This window comes from Shouchella miscanthi (genome assembly GCF_007725405.1).
Taxonomy (GTDB): Bacteria; Bacillota; Bacilli; order Bacillales; family Bacillaceae_D; genus Shouchella; species Shouchella hunanensis.
In genome coordinates this window covers 2,408,411-2,426,428 of record NZ_CP042163.1, presented here as the reverse complement: position 1 = coordinate 2,426,428, position 18,018 = coordinate 2,408,411, and the positions used below count along the sequence as shown (strand labels likewise).

Sequence of the window (18,018 nt, the reverse complement as noted above, 5' to 3'; positions counted from 1 at the left end):
GTGCAGTGAAAGTCATTCGCCAGTTACATGATTCTTTGTCCAACAAAATAGCCGCTGGGGAAGTGGTTGAACGTCCTGCCTCAATTGTGAAAGAATTAATTGAAAATGCTATTGATGCTGATGCAACAGACATTTTAGTTGAAATAGTAGAGGGCGGTATGGAATCGATTCGTATTGTTGACAATGGACATGGGATAGCATCGGATCAAGTGGAAACGGCATTTTTACGCCATGCCACCTCAAAAATCCAAAACGATCGCGACTTGTTTTCTATTCGTACGTTAGGGTTTCGAGGAGAGGCTTTACCAAGTATTGCGTCGGTATCGACGTTAACTGTGCAAACGAGTACGGGGACGCAAGGAGTAGAATTGACTCTTCATGGTGGTGAATTGATTGATCGGCAGCCTTCCAGTGCAAAAAAAGGGACAAGCATCGTCATCAAAGATTTATTTTATAATACACCGGCGCGGTTAAAGTACTTAAAAACAAAATTGACTGAATCTGGTCATGTTAGTGATGTAGTCAATCGAATGGCGTTGGCGTATCCTGCTATTTCTTTTCACTACACGAGTGATGGGAAAACGGTTTTAAATACAACCGGGAACGGTCGACTCTTACAGGTCATTGCAGAAGTGTATGGTCGTCAAACCGCTTCAATGATGGTGCCGATTGAAGGACAGTCTCTTGATTATACGGTGTCTGGTTATGTGGCTAAGCCAGAACTAACCCGAGCGAGCCGACAATACATGTCTATCTTTATTAATGGTCGTTACATTCGTAACTACAAGTTGGCACAAGCCATTCAACAAGGCTTTCATACGTTGTTGCCGATTGGCCGTTATCCACTAGCGGTAGTGAAAATTGAAATGGACCCAACATTAATTGATGTGAACGTACACCCATCAAAGCTTGAAGTGCGACTTAGTAAAGAAGAGGCTCTTGGCGAAGTGATGACAACTGCAATCAAAGAAGTCTTTGCACAGGAAACATTAATTCCACAATCACCTAAGCCGGTTGTTGAGAAACAAACGTCGCAACAACTAGCGTTTTCATTGCGCTACCAAGATCGAGCAGTAGAATCAGAGGAGACAGATGTAGCGGTTCATGAAGAAACATATGCCTACAAAAAGAAACCGTTGAGTGACCTTGCACCGCTGAAAACGACTTCCAAGACTGAGGAACCGTTTTCGATGCAAGAACAGCAATACAACAGTCAAAAGGATGTTGAAGCTGAAATGGAGCAACTGGTTGAAACAGCGCCAACGGTTCAATCTGAACTCAAACAAGAAAAATCTGAAGAAGTGATCGTTTCAACCATTCCTCCTTTGTACCCAGTTGGACAAATGCATGGAACTTATATCGTTGCGCAAAACGATAACGGTATGTACTTAATTGATCAACATGCGGCACAGGAACGGATTAAATATGAGTATTTCCGCAAAAAACTAAGTGAGCCTACGTCAACGTTACAAGATTTACTCGTTCCGCTAACACTAGAATTTACCGCTCGAGAAGCAGCCATGATTCAAGAATCAAAAGAGAAATTAGAAATGGTAGGGTTAACCCTTGAACCATTTGGTCACCATACGTATGTTGTGCGGTCACATCCAATATGGTTTCCAAGAGGAGAAGAAGAGTCGTCTATTCGCGAAATCATAGACCAGTTGCTTGGGACTAAACGAATTGACTTGTACCGGTTGCGAGAAGAAGCGGCCATTTTAATGAGTTGTAAAGCGGCCATTAAAGCGAATCGGCACTTGCGACATGATGAGATGTTTGAACTGCTAGAAACGTTAAGGCGGTGTGAAGAGCCTTATACATGTCCCCATGGTCGTCCTATTCTGATCCACTTCTCCACCTATGAATTAGAAAAAATGTTTAAACGTGTAATGTAGAGGGGCAAACAAACGTGATTGTAACAACAGCAAGAAAACAAGTGGAACGCTTAAAAGAGGAAGCGATGTCTTATATAACGCCACTTAACGGTACGTTTATTGATCGAAATGATCGCTCCATCGAAGATTTCTATTTAGCGTTTGGTGATCAGCCACTGTTAGTTGTTGCGAAAGACAAACTAATTTTGCATAAGCAGCAAGGGGCAGAGCCGTTTTATTATCACCCGAATGTTGCTTTTCTACGCTATAAGCAGTGGCGAAGATCAGGCTATGATCCTTTTCTAGCCGCAACGGAGTTAGGGCCAGGAGACACGTTTATTGACGCTACACTCGGTATGGGGGCAGACGCTACGATGGCACAATTGGCTGTCGGCCAAAAGGGACAGGTTATTGGTTTAGAAGCAAATGCCTATGTAGCATTTATTGTCAGTCACGGACTTGCAAATTGGCGTGAAGGTGATGACCTTTTTATTGATGCTTTAAGGCGGATAAACGTAACTAAAACAGATAGTCTCTCTTTTTTAAAGAAAAGCGAATCAAAAAGTGTCGATGTCGTTTACTTTGATCCGATGTTCGATGTTCGGTTACATTCCCCTGGTATTGCAGGGCTAAAGCAATTTGCGTCTTATCAATCGTTAACAGCCACTATGGTCGAAGAAGCAAAACGAGTCGCGCGAAAAAAAGTCGTTTTAAAAAATCACACAAAAAGTGATTTGTTTGCAACGCTCGGGTTTTCAGTAGAAAAACGAGCAAATGCATCGTTTCAATATGGTGTAATCAAGCAATGAATGAAACAGTGGAAGGAAGTATGTTGTTGAAAAAAGATCCATTAATTGCAGTTGTTGGACCAACCGCAGTCGGAAAAACCGAACTAAGTATACGTCTAGCAGAAACGTTACAAGGCGAAATAATTAATGCTGATTCGATGCAAGTGTATCAAGGTATGACGATTGGAACGGCGAAGCCAACTGATGCAGAGAGAGCACGTGTACCTCACCATTTAATTGATATGCTGCACCCAACGGAGCCATGGACAGTTTCGAGCTTTCAAGACCGTGCACTAGCAGCAATTTCGAATGTAAAGGCCCGAGGTAAAATGCCCATCATGGTTGGAGGCACAGGGTTGTACGTCCAAGCTATTACCCACCATTTATCGTTTTCTAAAGCAGAAAGCGATCCAGCTTATAGGCAAGAGCTGGAAATGTTTGCTCAAAAACAGGGGGGATCAGCTCTGTTTCAATTGCTTGTAGAGAAGGATCCAAAAGCAGCAGAATCCATTCATCCTCATAACGAACGACGTGTCATCCGTGCCTTGGAAGTCCTTCATACTACAGGGCATCGTTTTTCTGAACGGGAAGAAGAACAATCGGTGCCTCGGTTCCATAGTGCGCTAATTGGTCTAACAATGGATAGAGAGCTTCTGTATAGTCGCATAAATCAACGTGTAGACCGTATGATGGAACTGGGGCTTGTTGAAGAAGTAGAGGCTTTGTATAAAGCAGGCATTGAAGGACCGGCGATCCAAGCCATTGGTTATAAAGAACTGTATGCTTACTTTAATCGAGAGCAATCATTGTCACAAGCTATTGACCAAATCAAAACTCGTTCGCGCCAGTATGCAAAAAGACAACTAACGTGGTTTAAAAATAAAAGTGAAGCAGAATGGTTTGATGTTACTTCCCAGACGATTGAAGAAATTTTACCGAAAGTCGTCGATTTTTCTTGCAGGAAATTTAAAAATGGACTCGAATAATTAAGTAGAAACACATAGAGAGAGAGGGGCTATCGTTATGAAGTCAACGGTGAACATTCAAGATCAATTTTTAAATCAACTAAGAAAGGAATCGATTCCAGTCACGATGTTTTTATTAAATGGGTTTCAACTTCGTGGCACAATAAAGGGATTTGACAACTTCACGGTCATTATTGAGACAGAAGGAAAGCAGCAGCTTGTATATAAGCATGCAATTTCAACATTTGCACCGCAAAAAAACGTCCAGTTGAAAAGCGAAACGGACGTATAAAAGTAGAAAAAGATCTCTTGAACAACTGTTCAGAGATCTTTTTTATCTAGTTGTGAGTAAAAGCGCTTTTTCTTTTGTCGTTAATCGCGAGACGGTCAGTACATAACGGCGAAGAGACAACGGACTTTTTAATCCAAGTTTATGCTGTAGCTGATGATCATGCCCAGAATAGAGTAACGATCGTAGTAAGTAGGAATTACGAAAATGTTGTGCGGAAATGCCTTTCCGTAAATGTGCACGTGCAACTTCTGTACGAATCATTTTTTGAAGAGCAATAGCAGTTAATGCTTTTGGGCGATCGTGTTCATAAGACCAATGATAGGTTCGTCTTGTAAAATCAAACGCGACGAAGAATGAATCATCTGTGTGCATACGAGGTCGAACAGGTTCTGGAATGCTACTCCAATAAACATAAAGTTGTTTAGCGTGGTCGTCCTCTAATACTAGAGTCCGTTTAGAGGCATCTGAACCAACAATAATCGTCTGTTGAATAAAAGATGTATCCCTCATTGTAAGCGCACATGCTTCGCCTAGCGTAATGCCATAGTTCGTTAGCAATAGCAAAATCGTATAATTCCGTTCTGTTAATTGCGGTCGAGCGGCTCGTTGGTTTTCGGTTAACCCTCTTTCAGAATGGCTTGTTTTGAGCAAAATTGTTGTTTCTTTTTGACTAATCCACTCATTTCTTGTTAAGGGCTCAAGGTTCAACAAAGGTGGTTCATGATGGAGCAATGGATGATCTTGTAAGGAGCCTTCTTCCAGTAAAAACAGTGTAAAACGACGAAGTACAGAAGAGATTCGGCGGATTGTCCGCACTTTATACTGACGTGACATCATTAAGTGATGGTAAAACGCTTCAACCTCATCTGTTGTTAATGTTTTAAAGGGCTTTTCTTCTAACCATTGAAAGAAGTCAAGCAAATCATAGTCATAGCGACGAATCGTTCCCTGCTTTCTTCCTTTTAGAGCGAGCTGATCTAAAAACACGTTTTTCCACGACAATACGTCCATCCAACTCCCCCTTTTCTTAAATTTTAACAAAAACCGTGTAAATGTCTATGGGAAGGATTAGAGGCATGGTTTTTCTACCATAGCCATAAGATAAAGAAGAGGAAGCATCGTTTGGGTGTTTATCACGCATTGTCTTCTTACACGTATAGTAGTAGGAGTGATGAGGTTTCGAGGGAGGTCTTACTAACCATGTCAAATCACCAAATGAAAAATAATGCGCGGATAAATGTCGTGTTAAATAAATCTCCTGAAAAGCGTGCGAGCACAGATTGGTTTGTGTCTGTTGAAGAAAAAGAAAAGCATGAAGTTCTCGTTCGGTTTGAACATAAACTTGCAAACTATATCGGCTTAAAAGAGATAAAGGCGCTTGTAAAAGAACTGTACGCATGGATTTATATTAGTGAACGACGGAAGGAAGTCGGCTTAAAATCACCAAAACAAGTATTGCACATGATTTTCAAAGGCAATCCTGGCACTGGCAAGACAACGGTTGCTCGGCTTATTGCCTCTTTTTTACATGAAATGAATGTTCTCTCAAAAGGGCACTTTATCGAAATGGAGCGGGCTGATCTTGTTGGTGAGTATATTGGGCATACTGCGCAGAAAACAAGGGATGTCTTAAAGCAAGCCCAAGGAGGCGTTCTGTTCATTGATGAAGCGTACTCTCTTTCAAGAGGTGGGGAAAAAGACTTTGGAAAAGAAGCCATTGATACACTCGTTCGCGGAATGGAGAATCATGCAAATGAATTTGTGCTCATTTTAGCGGGTTATTCAAAAGAAATGGATTTTTTTCTGTCTTTGAATCCGGGCTTACCGTCTCGTTTTCCGATTTCAATTACGTTCCCGAATTACTCGGTAGAAGAACTGATAGAGATGCTTATTGGAATGGCGAAAGATCGAGATTATATGATTGAAAAAGATGCATTGAATCGCTGTCGTGAGCATCTAAAGCATGTTTTAGTAGAGGAAACGTATGCTTTTAGCAACGGACGTTATATAAGAAATATGGTGGAAGAAGCGATTCGACTTCAAGCGGTTCGGGTGTTAAAAGAAGATAAGTTTACAAAATCAGAGCTTGAGACATTACGAAAAGAAGATTTCACATTCAAGAAATAAGATGCGTGTCATGGCGCCATTTTATTTCTTTCTTTTTTATGACGTGATAAGCTTAAGAGGATTGAATTTAATTAGGAGAGAAACAACGTATGAAATCATTATTTTCAAAAGAAGTCAGCGTGCTTGTACAACGCGCAGAAGACAAAATAAAACCAATTCATGAACAAGTGGATGCAGTCGCTCTATTTAACCAGAATCGAGTGATGGAAAGTTTTGCGACCCATCAAGTCGCCGATTTTCATTTCACTCCTTCAACAGGTTATGGGTATGATGATGCGGGGCGAGAGACGTTAGAAGCAATTTATGCAGATGTGTTTGGAGGAGAAGCGAGCTTAGTCCGCCATCAGCTTGTGTCTGGTACACACGCCATAGCTGTAGCGCTTTTTGGTCTATTACGTCCTGGAGATGAATTGCTATACATTAGCGGAACGCCTTATGATACCCTCGAGGAAATTGTCGGTATTCGAGGAAATGGTAAGGGCTCGCTGCGTGATTATTCAATTGGCTACAACAAAGTTGATCTTATGAACGGTAAAATGGACAAGCAAGGTATTCGAAACGCGATTCATGAACAGACGAAAGTAATAGGAATTCAGCGTTCACGAGGGTATGGAGATCGTCCCTCCTTTACGATTGCTGAACTAGCAGATATTATCGCTTATGTAAAATCGATAAAAGAGGATGTCATTGTATTCGTTGATAATTGTTATGGAGAGTTTGTTGAAACAAAAGAGCCTTGTCACGTTGGTGCTGATTTAATGGCAGGTTCGTTAATTAAAAATCCAGGTGGTGGCATCGCTAAATCTGGTGGGTATATTGTTGGGAAGCGGGATTTTGTAGAGTTAGCCTCCTATCGTTTAGCTGCACCGGGTATTGGTGCTGAAGGAGGGGCAACACTTGGGACACTAACAGACATGTATCAAGGCTTCTTTTTAGCCCCACACGTGGTCGCTCAAAGCGTAAAAGGTGCTCATTTCACAGCTGCTTTATTAGAAGAAGTAGGAATGAAGACGTCACCGCGTTGGAGTGAAACACGCACTGATTTAATTCAAGCGGTCTATTTTGACACAGCTGAACAAATGGTTGCCTTTTGTCAATCCATTCAACACACTTCCCCAGTAAATGCCCACGTTACACCAACGCCGAGCTATATGCCAGGTTATGAAGATGATGTCATTATGGCGGCAGGCACATTCGTGCAAGGTGCAAGTATTGAATTAACTGCTGACGGCCCATTGCGTGCGCCATTTACTGCGTATGTTCAAGGTGGCCTAACGTATGAACATGTGAAGCTTGCTGTAACGAAAGCAGTAGAAAAGACGTTTAGGAACCGTGGGGAAAAGGAAGACAACGAATAAGGACTTTTCTTGACGAACAAAAAAGCCTTTAGTACGATACGTACATAGCTTATCGTTTAAAAGTCATGTAAAAAGGCGTTTACGTCCTTTTCTACATATAAAAACAGAGTGAGAGGAGCAAATGCGTTGCCAAATTATTCAAGAGAAGATATTGTTCGCATTGCACAAGACGAAAATGTACGCTTTATTCGTCTACAGTTTACAGACTTATTAGGAACAATTAAAAACGTAGAAATTCCAGTGGATCAGCTTTCAAAAGCGCTGGATAACAAGATGATGTTTGACGGATCTTCCATCGAGGGTTTTGTACGAATTGAAGAATCAGATATGTACCTTTATCCGGATTTAGATACGTGGGTCATCTTCCCATGGACACCTGAAAAAGGGAAAGTAGCACGATTAATTTGTGATATTTATCAACCAGGTAAACCAGGCGAAGAGCCAACACCATTTGATGGAGATCCTCGCGGGATTTTAAAGCGCGTGTTAAAACAAGCAGAAGAATTAGGTTTTACAGGGTTTAACATTGGTCCAGAGCCGGAATTTTTCTTATTCAAGAATGATGAAAAAGGCGAGCCAACCCTTGAGTTAAACGATAAAGGTGGATATTTTGACCTTGCACCAACTGACCTTGGTGAGAACTGTCGTCGTGATATCGTTTTAGAGCTAGAAGATATGGGCTTTGACATTGAAGCATCTCACCATGAAGTTGCACCTGGTCAGCACGAAATTGATTTTAAATACGCTGATGCGATTACCGCATGTGACAACATTCAGACGTTTAAGCTTGTTGTTAAAACCATCGCTCGTAAGCATGGTCTTCATGCAACGTTTATGCCAAAACCATTGTTTGGTGTAAATGGCTCTGGTATGCATTTAAACATGTCGCTCTTTACAAAAGAGGGTAACGCATTTTATGACGAGAAAACAGAAAGTCAGTTAAGCAAAACAGCCATGCAGTTCTTAAGTGGTATTTTAGAGCATGCTGAAGGCTTTACAGCTATTACGAATCCAATTGTTAACTCGTACAAGCGTTTAGTACCAGGCTACGAAGCACCTGTTTATATTGCTTGGTCGATGCGTAATCGTTCACCACTTATCCGTATCCCGTCTTCACGTGGTGTATCAACACGTATTGAAGTACGTAGTCCAGACCCATCTGCTAACCCGTATTTAGCAATGGCTGTTATGTTAGCATCTGGTTTAGATGGTATCAAGCGTAAAATGACGCCTCCAGAAGCAACGGATCGAAACATTTATGTCATGAGCAAGGAAGAGCGTGTAGAAGAAGGCATTAAAGCTTTACCGGCTTCACTAGCTGAAGCGCTTGAAAGTTTAGTGAAAGACGACACACTTGTTCAAGCATTAGGAGAGCATGCAGTTGAACACTTTATTGAAGCAAAAGAAATTGAGTGGGATATGTTCCGCACCCAAGTCCATCCGTGGGAAAGAGAACAATTCATGCAGAATTACTAAAAGACGAAGCCCTCGACACATTATGTGTTGAGGTTTTTTTGTTTTGGTGTCATTTATCGAAGCGTGGGAAAGGCTTTGTTTCGATTTTCTAACTACGGTGAATGCAGACATCTAATAGATTCGTAAATCATTCAATCGTTTTATGTGCTGCTAGTTTTTTTCAGGATCAGTTTTTGGTACTTAAGGGCCCAATCAAAAAATGTGTTGAAACATAAACTACTTAGAAAGAATGGATTTATGGGGATACAACTGAAGGATAAGATGAACGAAAAGTATAGAAGAAATAATGTTCTAAAGTGTGAAAAACCATTCTTAAATACGAATTTACTGGAAGGGGAAGTCAACATGAATAATCACCAACACTTAGTGGAGGTAGTAGTAGGCCGTATTTTAGACAAGTATAATGTGAATGTTTCTAAAGATCTATCTTTAACGGATCAAGCAAAAGTAAAGAGTACCGTCGTAGATATTCAAACAGAAGTCAATAAGTTTTTGCAGAATATAGACATGGATACTGTAGGGAAACCAATGAAAACTTCTTTTGATTCTAGTAATTTAGAGAAGAGCCTATTAAGAAAGAAACTGACCGATTCTGCAAATTCTCCAGAAAAAGAAGATTCTTACGAGGTTAATAATGGGATGTCAGCTGATTCAAACGATTTTTATGAGAGACCAGCTGTGATTACTAGGAAGCACAATCCAAATTCATTTGTTAACCGAAGAAGATTTTAAAACAGGTAAAAGCCCTTAATTAATCTGCCCAAGCAAAAAATATATTACGACATAAAGTAAAGTAGACTATGAAGGAAGGGGTATTAGAAATGAGTGAAGAAAGTCATATTGAAGTTGAAGAAAAAGAGTGTAAGAAATGTGAGGATCACGAATCTCATTGGAGAAATAACAAGCGTTGGTCGGCTTTAGATCCAGAAGCATGTCATCCAATGGATAATAATGGAGGTTCACCTACTCAAGGTGCTTCACAAGTTAACAAGACATTGCAATTGTCAGAAGAGTTTATCCTAATTAAAGATTCTTGTGATGTAACAGTAAATTCTACTGATACGAAAGCAGCTCTTTCATTACAAGCATCTTTACAAACCGCTATTGCGTTAGTCATCAGTATTTCCATTGCAGACAGCGAAAAAGCTGATAAGATCACTCAAGAACTTCTGCAAAGTTCTAAAATCAAACAGTTAAACTATCAAAAAACTGTTGTTGAAAACTCTAAAAATGTTGATGTTACTACAACTGATACACAAATTGCCGTTAACATTCAACTTTTGCTTCAAATCCTTTTAGCTTTGCTTGTAAGATTAGATATCTTGTAATCGTTTTAAAAGAGGGAGAGTTGTTCGCCCTCTTTATACATAGGAAAAGCATCTAATGGAATAGATACTGTATGAAGCTAATAGATTTACAAGTTATTAGAATGTTTGAATAGAGGTGTCTATTAGCTATGCCTCTAACTGTTAGACACGATAAAATATGCGTTTAGGTTTATTCTTCAGTGATGCTCGTTATTTGAAACCACTCTGAAAGGAAACATAGCAAATAGGTGGTTTATCTCCAGATCTCTCAATAGAAAGATTTATTCTTGTTGAGAAGTCATTTTTTGGTACCTAAGAGTTCTGGCTAGAAATGGTACAACCGAATTTAATTGACTTCGATCATACGTTCCCCTATAATGGATGGTACGAGGAAAAATGAAAGAGGCGGGTTTGTTATGGCAAATCACAATTTTAAGCTGCCTGAGCCATATCGGGATACGTCACGAAAAATCATTCACATTGATATGGATGCTTTTTTTTCATCTGTAGAAGAACGGGATAATCCTTCTTTAAAAGGAAAGCCTGTTATTATTGCAAAACACCCAAGAAAAACAGGAGGTAAAGGCATTGTCTCCACGGCGAACTATGAAGCAAGAAAGTACGGAATTCATTCAGCCATGAGTGCATATGAAGCGTACAAGCGTTGCCCGGAAGGAATTTTCATATCTGGTAACTATAAAGCGTACCAGGAGGCGTCTTTGAAAGTTCGTGAAGTTATGCTTGCATACACAGACCTAGTAGAACCGATGTCAATTGATGAAGCGTATTTAGATGTGACAACAAATCGTTTGGGAGAAGTAAGCGCAAGCAAGTTAGCTCGGCATATTCAACGTGAGATCTGGGAGAAGACTGGACTGACGAGTTCAGCAGGTGTTTCCTATAATAAATTTCTCGCTAAAATCGCTTCCGATTTAAAGAAACCGGCTGGTTTAACCGTTATTCCACCTGATCGAGCAGAAGCGTTTATAAAAGAACTGCCGGTAGAAAAATTTCCTGGAATTGGACCGAAAACAGCGGCGAAAATGCATAGCTTGCATATCTATACCGGAAATGACTTGTATCAGTTAACTCAACTCGATCTCGTTCATCATTTTGGCAAAGCGGGTCTTTCTTATTATAAGCGTGCAAGGGGAATTGATCATAATCGGTTAAAAGTCCACCGGGATCGTAAATCCGTCGGGAAAGAACATACGTATTCTCAACCCCTCGTGACAGATGAAGACGTTTTGCGAAAGTTACGGGTGCTTGCTGAAGAAGTGCAATCCTCTCTTGAGCGTGTGAAAAAACAAGGAAAAACCATTGTTATTAAAATTCGCTATCGTTCATTTGATACGATTACACGACGTATTAGCTTGCCTGATTATGTTCACAAATGGGATGATCTGTACAGGTATGCCCAAGAACTGTGGCTAGCTTATGGAACGGTGGATCGTCAAGTACGGTTGCTTGGTTTAAGTGTAACAAACCTTGTTGAAATCCGTTATCAAACCTTATCTTTGTTTTAAAATGACTATCTAATGTGACATGTATTGCTGTTGCAGTAGTGGAATAACGTTGACTACAGGTAAAACAAAATAATTCCAACAATAATTAATAAGATAAATAGTACGAGAATGGTAATGAGTAACACCATTTCATCTGAAAGATCCATTCCATTCGCCTCCTATGTAGTGGTTATCAATAGATTATGTTTTTTTTCAAGAAGTGTGAAAAAAGAATCAAGAGGAAGGAAAGTAGCTGTTTTAATCCTTTTTTTACGGATTTAGCGCGTAAAAGAGGTTTGACGGCTGTTTTTTTTTCGCATATATTTAGAGTTGCGAAATAATAAGGAGCATCCTTATGTAACGAAGGTGATCGGTATAAAAGCAGAAAAGCGTAATTTACTTATTATGTGGTTTGCCAACCTATTTGTTGGCGCAAGCATGACGATGGTCATTCCTTTTTTATCCTTGTACATTGAATCGTTCGGACAGTATTCAGGAGAAGATGTGCAAAGATGGTCGGGTTTCGTGTTTGGCGTTTCTTTTTTAGTAGCGTTTCTTGTCGCACCAATATGGGGTAGAATTGGCGATCGTTATGGACGAAAGAAAGTTTTAATTGGAACAGGATTTGGCATTGCTATTTCTGTCTTTTTAATGGGCTATGTTAATTCTGTTGAAGCGTTATTTGTTTTGCGCGCCTTTATGGGTTTAGCAACAGGGTTTATTCCTGCTTCTATGGCGTTGATTGCTGCTCAAAGTAGCAAACGCACAGCAGGAGAAACGCTTGGAACGTTACAAACAGGAACTGTATCAGGAGGTTTACTAGGACCATTATTTGGTGGGCTAATTGCAGACACCGTTGGAATGGAGCTGACCTTTATTTTGACGGCTTCTATCTTAACGTTTGCTTCTTTTCTAGTTGTCTTTGGTGTCAAAGAAGTCATTTATGAAGAAAAAGGAGAAAAGAAGAAGCGGTATTCCGCGAAAGAAGTCATTCAGTTTATCGTGCGGTCTCCGATCCTTCTGATGGTGATGGTCGTTGCGCTCATTATTCAAATGGCACTGTTTAGCATTCAACCGCTACTCGCTTTATTTGTCAATGATTTGACGAGTTCAACAGAAAATATGGCGTTTTTAGCGGGAGTGGCTTTTTCGATTACAGGCCTCGGTAATTTACTGTCAACAAGAAAATGGGGTCAACTAGGTGATCGCATTGGGCATGAAAAAGTCATGCTTTTACTTTTAATTTTGTCAGGATTGTTCTTTATCCCTCAAGGTTTTGTCGATTCTTTATGGCAGTTAATTGTGTTACGGTTTATTTTCGGATTGGCAGTCGGGGGCTTAATTCCTTGTACGACCGCATTTATTCGTCAAGCGTGTCCAATTTCCATGCAAGGAGAAGTGCTCGGCTATAATCAAAGCTTTCGTTTTTTAGGGAATGTGCTAGGTCCTGTGTCTGGGGGATTACTCGCAGCAAGTTTCGGTATATCCTATGTCTTTATCAGCGCAGGCGTGCTGTTTTTACTAACAGCTGCTGTACTGAAATGGTTGTTGTCGCAGGAACAAAAGAAAGAAGAACAGGAAACGGTAAATGAACAGTAAAAAAGCACTGGGAGCCCCCAGTGCTTTTCTTAATGGATGGTGCGAAATACGCCAATGACTTTTCCTAGTATTGTACAGTTGTCCAAAATGATTGGGTCCATTGTTGAATTTTCTGGTTGTAAACGAATGTAGTTTTTCTCACGGAAAAATCGTTTAACAGTCGCTTCGTGTTCGTCAGTCATCGCTACTATAATGTCCCCGTTATCTGCTGTTTGCGTTTGTTTCACATACACTTGATCGCCATCCAATATACCAGCCTCAATCATGCTTTCCCCTTGGATAACAAGCGCATACACTTGTTCGTGACCAGCCATATGGTCTGGAAGTGGAATATAGTCCTCCACATTTTCAATTGCTGTAATAGGGCTACCAGCCGTTACTTTACCAACAACAGGAATGTAGCGGGTTTTTTCACGTATAATAACCGCTTCGTCAGCTGTTTCTTCGAGGGAAAGAACTTCAATCGCTCTTGGCTTTGTTGGATCTCGACGAATGTAGCCTTTCTTTTCAAGTCGTGCAAGGTGGCCGTGCACAGTAGAGCTTGATGCTAATCCAACTGCCTCTCCAATTTCACGAACGGAAGGTGGATACCCTTTCTTTTTCACTTCATCTTTAATAAATAATAGTATTTCTTCTTGTCTAGTAGATAGTTTTGACACTCCTCATCACCCGCTTTATCTATGTATTCGTACCCTTACTGTAGCACATCGAACATACGAACGCAAACATAAGTTCTAAAAAAAGGGGTTGACACGAACAAAAGTTCGAGCTATTCTCATGTAAGAACAAATATTCTTACGAACGGGTGATCTTATAGTGAAGAATAATCAAGAAAAAGGTATTATTGTTGCAGGGATTATAACGGTTTTATTTATGTTTAGTAGTTTGCTATCCTTTGATATAGATAGAGAGAATAGAGAACAAGGTGAAGACCAACATAATCAACTAGAGAGTCCTGAAGTGTTGTATGATTATGAGCGGTATTCGCTCGAATAAGAGGGGGAGCAGCATGAAAGGAAAGAAAGCCATTTTATATTGCCGTGTGAGCACAGAAAAGGATCAACAGCAGTCTTCTCTAGCACGACAAGAAGAAGAGCTTTATGAAATGGCTCAGCAACACCAGTTAGAGGTAAACGACTGTTTGCACGATGTAGCAAGTGGCTATGATTTGGATCGAGACCAACTTCTTCTTATTTTAGATCAAGCAAAAAAGGGGTCTTTTTCTCATTTATTAGTAACAGATGATACGAGAATTGGCAGGGGAAGAGCGAAGACGGCTATTTTATATCAATTAAAAAAGTATGGTATCTCAGTTTACACTTGCCACGATCAAGGTGTCATGCATCTGTCTGAAGCAGATGAGATGGTGTTTGAGATTGTCGCCATTGTTGAAGAGTACCAGCGTAAGCTACATAATCTGAAAATTAAGCGGGGCATGAAGGCGGCTGTTAAAAATGGCTATCGTCCAGAACGGAACTTGAGTGGTAGTGGTGCTGGTGGCCGAAGCAAAAAAGATCTTCCAATAGAAGAAATCATTCGTCTACGAGATAAAAAATTAACGTTTCATGAGATTGCATTAACCTTAAATGGGTTAGGGTACGATTGCTCGAAAGCGACTGTACACCGGCGATTTCAGAAGCATATACAAGCTGAAACCGATCATTTGAACTAAGGCAATGAAGATGCTATGATGGCAATAAAAGGACAGGTGATTTTCATTGTTACCAAAAACGAAGCTAAACCGTATAAATGAGCTTTCCCAATTAGCGAAAACAACAGGATTGACGAAAGCCCAAAAAGAAGAACAACAGGCATTGCGTAAAGAGTATTTAAGTACATTTCGTTCAGCCTTTAAAAACCAGCTTCATTCTGTGAAAGTAGTCGACGAAAAGGGTAGTGACGTAACGCCACAAAAGCTAAAAGACAGTAAAGCTAAAAAGCAAACTCGACTTCATTAATGTACAAGCTTCTGTCAGGCTTGTACATTTTTTTTATTTTGTTTATGATGGAGACGTAAGAAGAATGAAAGGGTGTTACATATGAATAAAAATATTGAAGAATTAGCGGTAAATACGATTCGAACACTTTCTATTGATAGTATTGAGAAAGCCAATTCTGGTCACCCAGGTATGCCGATGGGCGCAGCACCTATGGCGTTGGATTTGTGGGCAAACCACATGAACCACAATCCAGCTAATCCGAACTGGACAAACCGCGATCGTTTCGTTTTATCAGCTGGACACGGTTCTATGCTTTTATATAGCCTTTTACATTTAACAGGTTATGATGTAACACTAGATGATTTAAAATCTTTCCGTCAATTAGGAAGCCGTACACCGGGTCACCCTGAATACGGTCATACACCTGGTGTAGAAGCAACGACGGGTCCACTCGGTCAAGGAATTGCTATGGCTGTAGGGATGGCAATGGCAGAGCGTCACTTAGCGGCAACGTATAACACGGCAAACCACGAGATTGTCGACCACTATACGTATGCCATTTGTGGCGATGGGGATTTAATGGAAGGGGTATCAGCAGAAGCGGCGTCACTAGCTGGTCACTTAAAGTTAAATCGTCTTGTTGTGTTATACGATTCAAACGATATCTCTCTTGATGGAGATCTACATGAATCATTTTCTGAAAGTGTGGAAGATCGCTTCAAGGCCTATGGTTGGAATGTGATATACGTAGAAGATGGAATGGATTTAGCAGAGATTAACAAAGCGATTAAAGAAGCAAAAACATCTGATCGTCCAACACTAATTGAAGTGAAAACAGTTATCGGGTTTGGTTCACCAAACAAATCAGCGAAATCAGCTTCTCACGGTTCTCCATTAGGATCAGATGAAGTAGCGCTTACAAAAGAAGCGTACAAATGGACATATGAGGAAGACTTCCATATTCCTGAAGAAGTAAGTGAATACTTTACGTCTGTAAAAGAGCAAGGACAAAAGCATGAAGATGAGTGGAATGAATTGTTCGCTGCTTATAAAGCAGAAAACCCGGAGCTTGCCGCACAATATGAGCGTGCTTTTGCAGGAGACTTACCAGAAGGATTTGATCAAGCATTACCGACTTATGAAGCAGGGAAAAGCTTGGCTACACGTGCTTCTTCAGGGGAAGCGTTAAATGCTTTAGCAGCACATGTTCCAGAATTATTTGGTGGTTCTGCTGATTTAGCTGGTTCAAATAAAACCACGCTAACGAACGAGAGCAATTTTGGTAGAGACAACTATGCTGGACGAAACATTTGGTTCGGTGTTCGTGAGTTTGCAATGGGTTGTGCATTGAATGGAATGGCGCTACACGGTGGTTTAAAAGTATTCGGTGGTACATTCTTTGTTTTCTCAGATTATGTACGTCCAGCCATTCGTCTGTCCGCTTTGATGGGCGTTCCAGTAACGTATGTATTAACTCACGATAGCATCGCTGTTGGTGAAGATGGTCCAACCCACGAGCCGGTTGAACAGTTAGCGGCTTTACGTGCAATGCCAGGTTTATCTGTTGTTCGTCCTGGAGATGGGAATGAAACCGCAGCAGCATGGAAACTTGCGCTAGAGTCCCAGAAAGAGCCAACGGTACTCGTATTAAGCCGTCAAAATGTTGATACACAAGAAGAAACAACAACGAAAGCATATGAAGGTGTGAAAAAAGGTGGATACGTACTTTCAGAAGCCAAAGGTGAACCAGATGCCATTTTATTGGCAACAGGGTCTGAAGTCCAACTTGCGATGAAAGCGAAAGCAGCACTTGCACAAGAGAAAATTGATGTTTCTGTTGTAAGTATGCCAAGCTGGGATCGTTTTGAAGCACAGCCGAAAGAATATAAAGATGCAGTGATTCCAAAACACGTTAAAGCACGTCTTGCTATTGAGATGGGTGCTTCTCTAGGATGGGCAAAGTACATTGGTGATGAAGGCGATACACTCACTATTGATACATTTGGCGCTTCTGGTGCTGGCGATGAAATCATTGCCGAGTATGGTTTTACTGTTGAAAATGTAGTGAGCAAAGTAAAAGCACTACTTTCATAAGAATGCAGCCTATGATTGACTACTTCAGTGAATCATAGGCTTTTTTTAAAAGAAAAAACAGAGACAACCAGAATAGGTGCTTTTCATACGGTATTCGACAAAACTAGTGAGGTTCTTTCACGACAAATAGACAGCATCTTTTTGAAAAATGGGTATAATGAAAATAGATTCGAAATTTTCATTCTGCTGAAGGGGAGAAGAGATGAGATACTATGAATTATTCAATGTCACAGAAGATGTAGCATCCTCTTATCTTGGTAAAGAAATGAAATTATTTCAGTTATTCGAAGAACGGGAACAAGCTCGAAAGCATACCCAGCCGATTTATGATCGGCAAATCAACTATATAACAACATCCATGCCAGAAGAAGAAATTAAACAAATCTTTTTATCTCGCTATAAAGAAGAAGACGCAAATCGCTTTGTTGCAGCTTCTGATGAAAATCCAAAAAATCATTGCGCGCTTATGCTGGATGCAAAGAAAATTTGTCTTCAAGCAGAAGGGGATTTACAGGCAGAGACCGATGTATTTGATCTATTGCGGGAAGTAAATGGCTTCTTTTTCGCAGTAAATGTAAATGACCGACGATTTGGGTGGTTGAAACCATATGAAAAACAAAGCGTGCTCTAAGCATGCTTTGTTAAGTGCTTTAAAATCAATGCCTGCTCGTGTATAATAGATAAGGTTCAATA

18 protein-coding genes are annotated in these 18,018 nt (G+C 40.4%); 16 read left to right on the top strand and 2 right to left on the bottom strand.

Features of this window, described 5'->3' with window-relative positions:
* Window positions 1-5 precede the first annotated feature (5 nt).
* From mutL to hfq, 4 genes are read left to right on the top strand one after another with little or no spacing between them, the layout of a single operon-like run.
* Window positions 6-1,895 (top strand): DNA mismatch repair endonuclease MutL, encoded by a 1,890-nt coding sequence (gene mutL / locus FPV17_RS12190; RefSeq protein ID WP_144559145.1) that lies wholly within the window; start codon window positions 6-8, stop codon window positions 1,893-1,895.
* Between the two features lie 14 nt (window positions 1,896-1,909).
* Complete coding sequence (locus tag FPV17_RS12185) at window positions 1,910-2,683, top strand: class I SAM-dependent methyltransferase (RefSeq protein WP_144559144.1); 774 nt, start codon at window positions 1,910-1,912, stop codon at window positions 2,681-2,683.
* Window positions 2,680-3,648, top strand: coding sequence for a tRNA (adenosine(37)-N6)-dimethylallyltransferase MiaA (miaA, locus tag FPV17_RS12180; RefSeq protein WP_246117034.1), 969 nt, complete (start codon window positions 2,680-2,682; stop codon window positions 3,646-3,648). Before FPV17_RS12185 ends, miaA begins: the two co-directional genes overlap by 4 nt.
* A 37-nt stretch (window positions 3,649-3,685) precedes the next feature.
* On the top strand, window positions 3,686-3,919 hold the full coding sequence (gene hfq / locus FPV17_RS12175) for an RNA chaperone Hfq (protein ID WP_035397294.1): 234 nt from the start codon (window positions 3,686-3,688) through the stop codon (window positions 3,917-3,919).
* Window positions 3,920-3,961: 42 nt separating this feature from the next.
* Here hfq and FPV17_RS12170 read toward each other — a convergent pair whose 3' ends face one another.
* Window positions 3,962-4,930, bottom strand: coding sequence for a tyrosine-type recombinase/integrase (locus tag FPV17_RS12170; RefSeq protein ID WP_052008200.1), 969 nt, complete (start codon window positions 4,928-4,930; stop codon window positions 3,962-3,964).
* Between the two features lie 189 nt (window positions 4,931-5,119).
* Between FPV17_RS12170 and spoVK the strand changes: the two genes are divergently transcribed.
* The 7 genes from spoVK (at window position 5,120) to FPV17_RS12135 (ending at window position 13,291) form a co-directional block, all read left to right on the top strand.
* Window positions 5,120-6,046, top strand: a complete 927-nt coding sequence (gene spoVK / locus FPV17_RS12165) for a stage V sporulation protein K (protein ID WP_144559143.1) — start codon at window positions 5,120-5,122, stop codon at window positions 6,044-6,046.
* An 89-nt stretch (window positions 6,047-6,135) separates the two neighbouring features.
* On the top strand, window positions 6,136-7,404 hold the full coding sequence (locus FPV17_RS12160; protein ID WP_144559142.1) for a methionine gamma-lyase family protein: 1,269 nt from the start codon (window positions 6,136-6,138) through the stop codon (window positions 7,402-7,404).
* 126 nt (window positions 7,405-7,530) lie between these two features.
* The gene (gene glnA / locus FPV17_RS12155; protein ID WP_060704029.1) at window positions 7,531-8,880 is read left to right on the top strand and encodes a type I glutamate--ammonia ligase; all 1,350 of its coding nucleotides are present in this window, start codon (window positions 7,531-7,533) and stop codon (window positions 8,878-8,880) included.
* A 345-nt stretch (window positions 8,881-9,225) separates the two neighbouring features.
* Entirely contained in the window at window positions 9,226-9,612 is a 387-nt protein-coding gene (locus FPV17_RS12150) for a hypothetical protein (RefSeq protein ID WP_144559141.1), read from the top strand.
* An 89-nt stretch (window positions 9,613-9,701) separates the two neighbouring features.
* The gene (locus FPV17_RS12145) at window positions 9,702-10,208 is read left to right on the top strand and encodes a spore coat protein (protein WP_081762352.1); all 507 of its coding nucleotides are present in this window, start codon (window positions 9,702-9,704) and stop codon (window positions 10,206-10,208) included.
* A gap of 395 nt (window positions 10,209-10,603) precedes the next feature.
* On the top strand, window positions 10,604-11,713 hold the full coding sequence (gene dinB / locus FPV17_RS12140) for a DNA polymerase IV (protein WP_144559140.1): 1,110 nt from the start codon (window positions 10,604-10,606) through the stop codon (window positions 11,711-11,713).
* A gap of 354 nt (window positions 11,714-12,067) precedes the next feature.
* The gene (locus FPV17_RS12135) at window positions 12,068-13,291 is read left to right on the top strand and encodes an MFS transporter (protein WP_274273602.1); all 1,224 of its coding nucleotides are present in this window, start codon (window positions 12,068-12,070) and stop codon (window positions 13,289-13,291) included.
* Window positions 13,292-13,320: 29 nt separating this feature from the next.
* On the opposite strand, the gene lexA is transcribed toward FPV17_RS12135, so the two are convergent.
* Entirely contained in the window at window positions 13,321-13,950 is a 630-nt protein-coding gene (lexA, locus tag FPV17_RS12130; protein WP_035397194.1) for a transcriptional repressor LexA, read from the bottom strand.
* Window positions 13,951-14,107: 157 nt separating this feature from the next.
* Between lexA and FPV17_RS12125 the strand changes: the two genes are divergently transcribed.
* The 5 genes from FPV17_RS12125 (at window position 14,108) to sirA (ending at window position 17,956) form a co-directional block, all read left to right on the top strand.
* Window positions 14,108-14,287: a hypothetical protein gene (locus FPV17_RS12125; RefSeq protein WP_035397197.1), complete on the top strand. Its 180-nt coding sequence runs from the start codon at window positions 14,108-14,110 to the stop codon at window positions 14,285-14,287.
* A 13-nt stretch (window positions 14,288-14,300) separates the two neighbouring features.
* The gene (locus FPV17_RS12120; RefSeq protein ID WP_144559139.1) at window positions 14,301-14,963 is read left to right on the top strand and encodes a YneB family resolvase-like protein; all 663 of its coding nucleotides are present in this window, start codon (window positions 14,301-14,303) and stop codon (window positions 14,961-14,963) included.
* 46 nt (window positions 14,964-15,009) lie between these two features.
* Window positions 15,010-15,249 (top strand): DUF896 domain-containing protein, encoded by a 240-nt coding sequence (locus tag FPV17_RS12115; protein WP_035397202.1) that lies wholly within the window; start codon window positions 15,010-15,012, stop codon window positions 15,247-15,249.
* A gap of 81 nt (window positions 15,250-15,330) precedes the next feature.
* On the top strand, window positions 15,331-17,325 hold the full coding sequence (tkt, locus tag FPV17_RS12110) for a transketolase (RefSeq protein WP_144559138.1): 1,995 nt from the start codon (window positions 15,331-15,333) through the stop codon (window positions 17,323-17,325).
* A gap of 202 nt (window positions 17,326-17,527) precedes the next feature.
* Complete coding sequence (gene sirA, locus FPV17_RS12105; protein WP_035397203.1) at window positions 17,528-17,956, top strand: sporulation inhibitor of replication protein SirA; 429 nt, start codon at window positions 17,528-17,530, stop codon at window positions 17,954-17,956.
* Window positions 17,957-18,018: the final 62 nt, after the last annotated feature.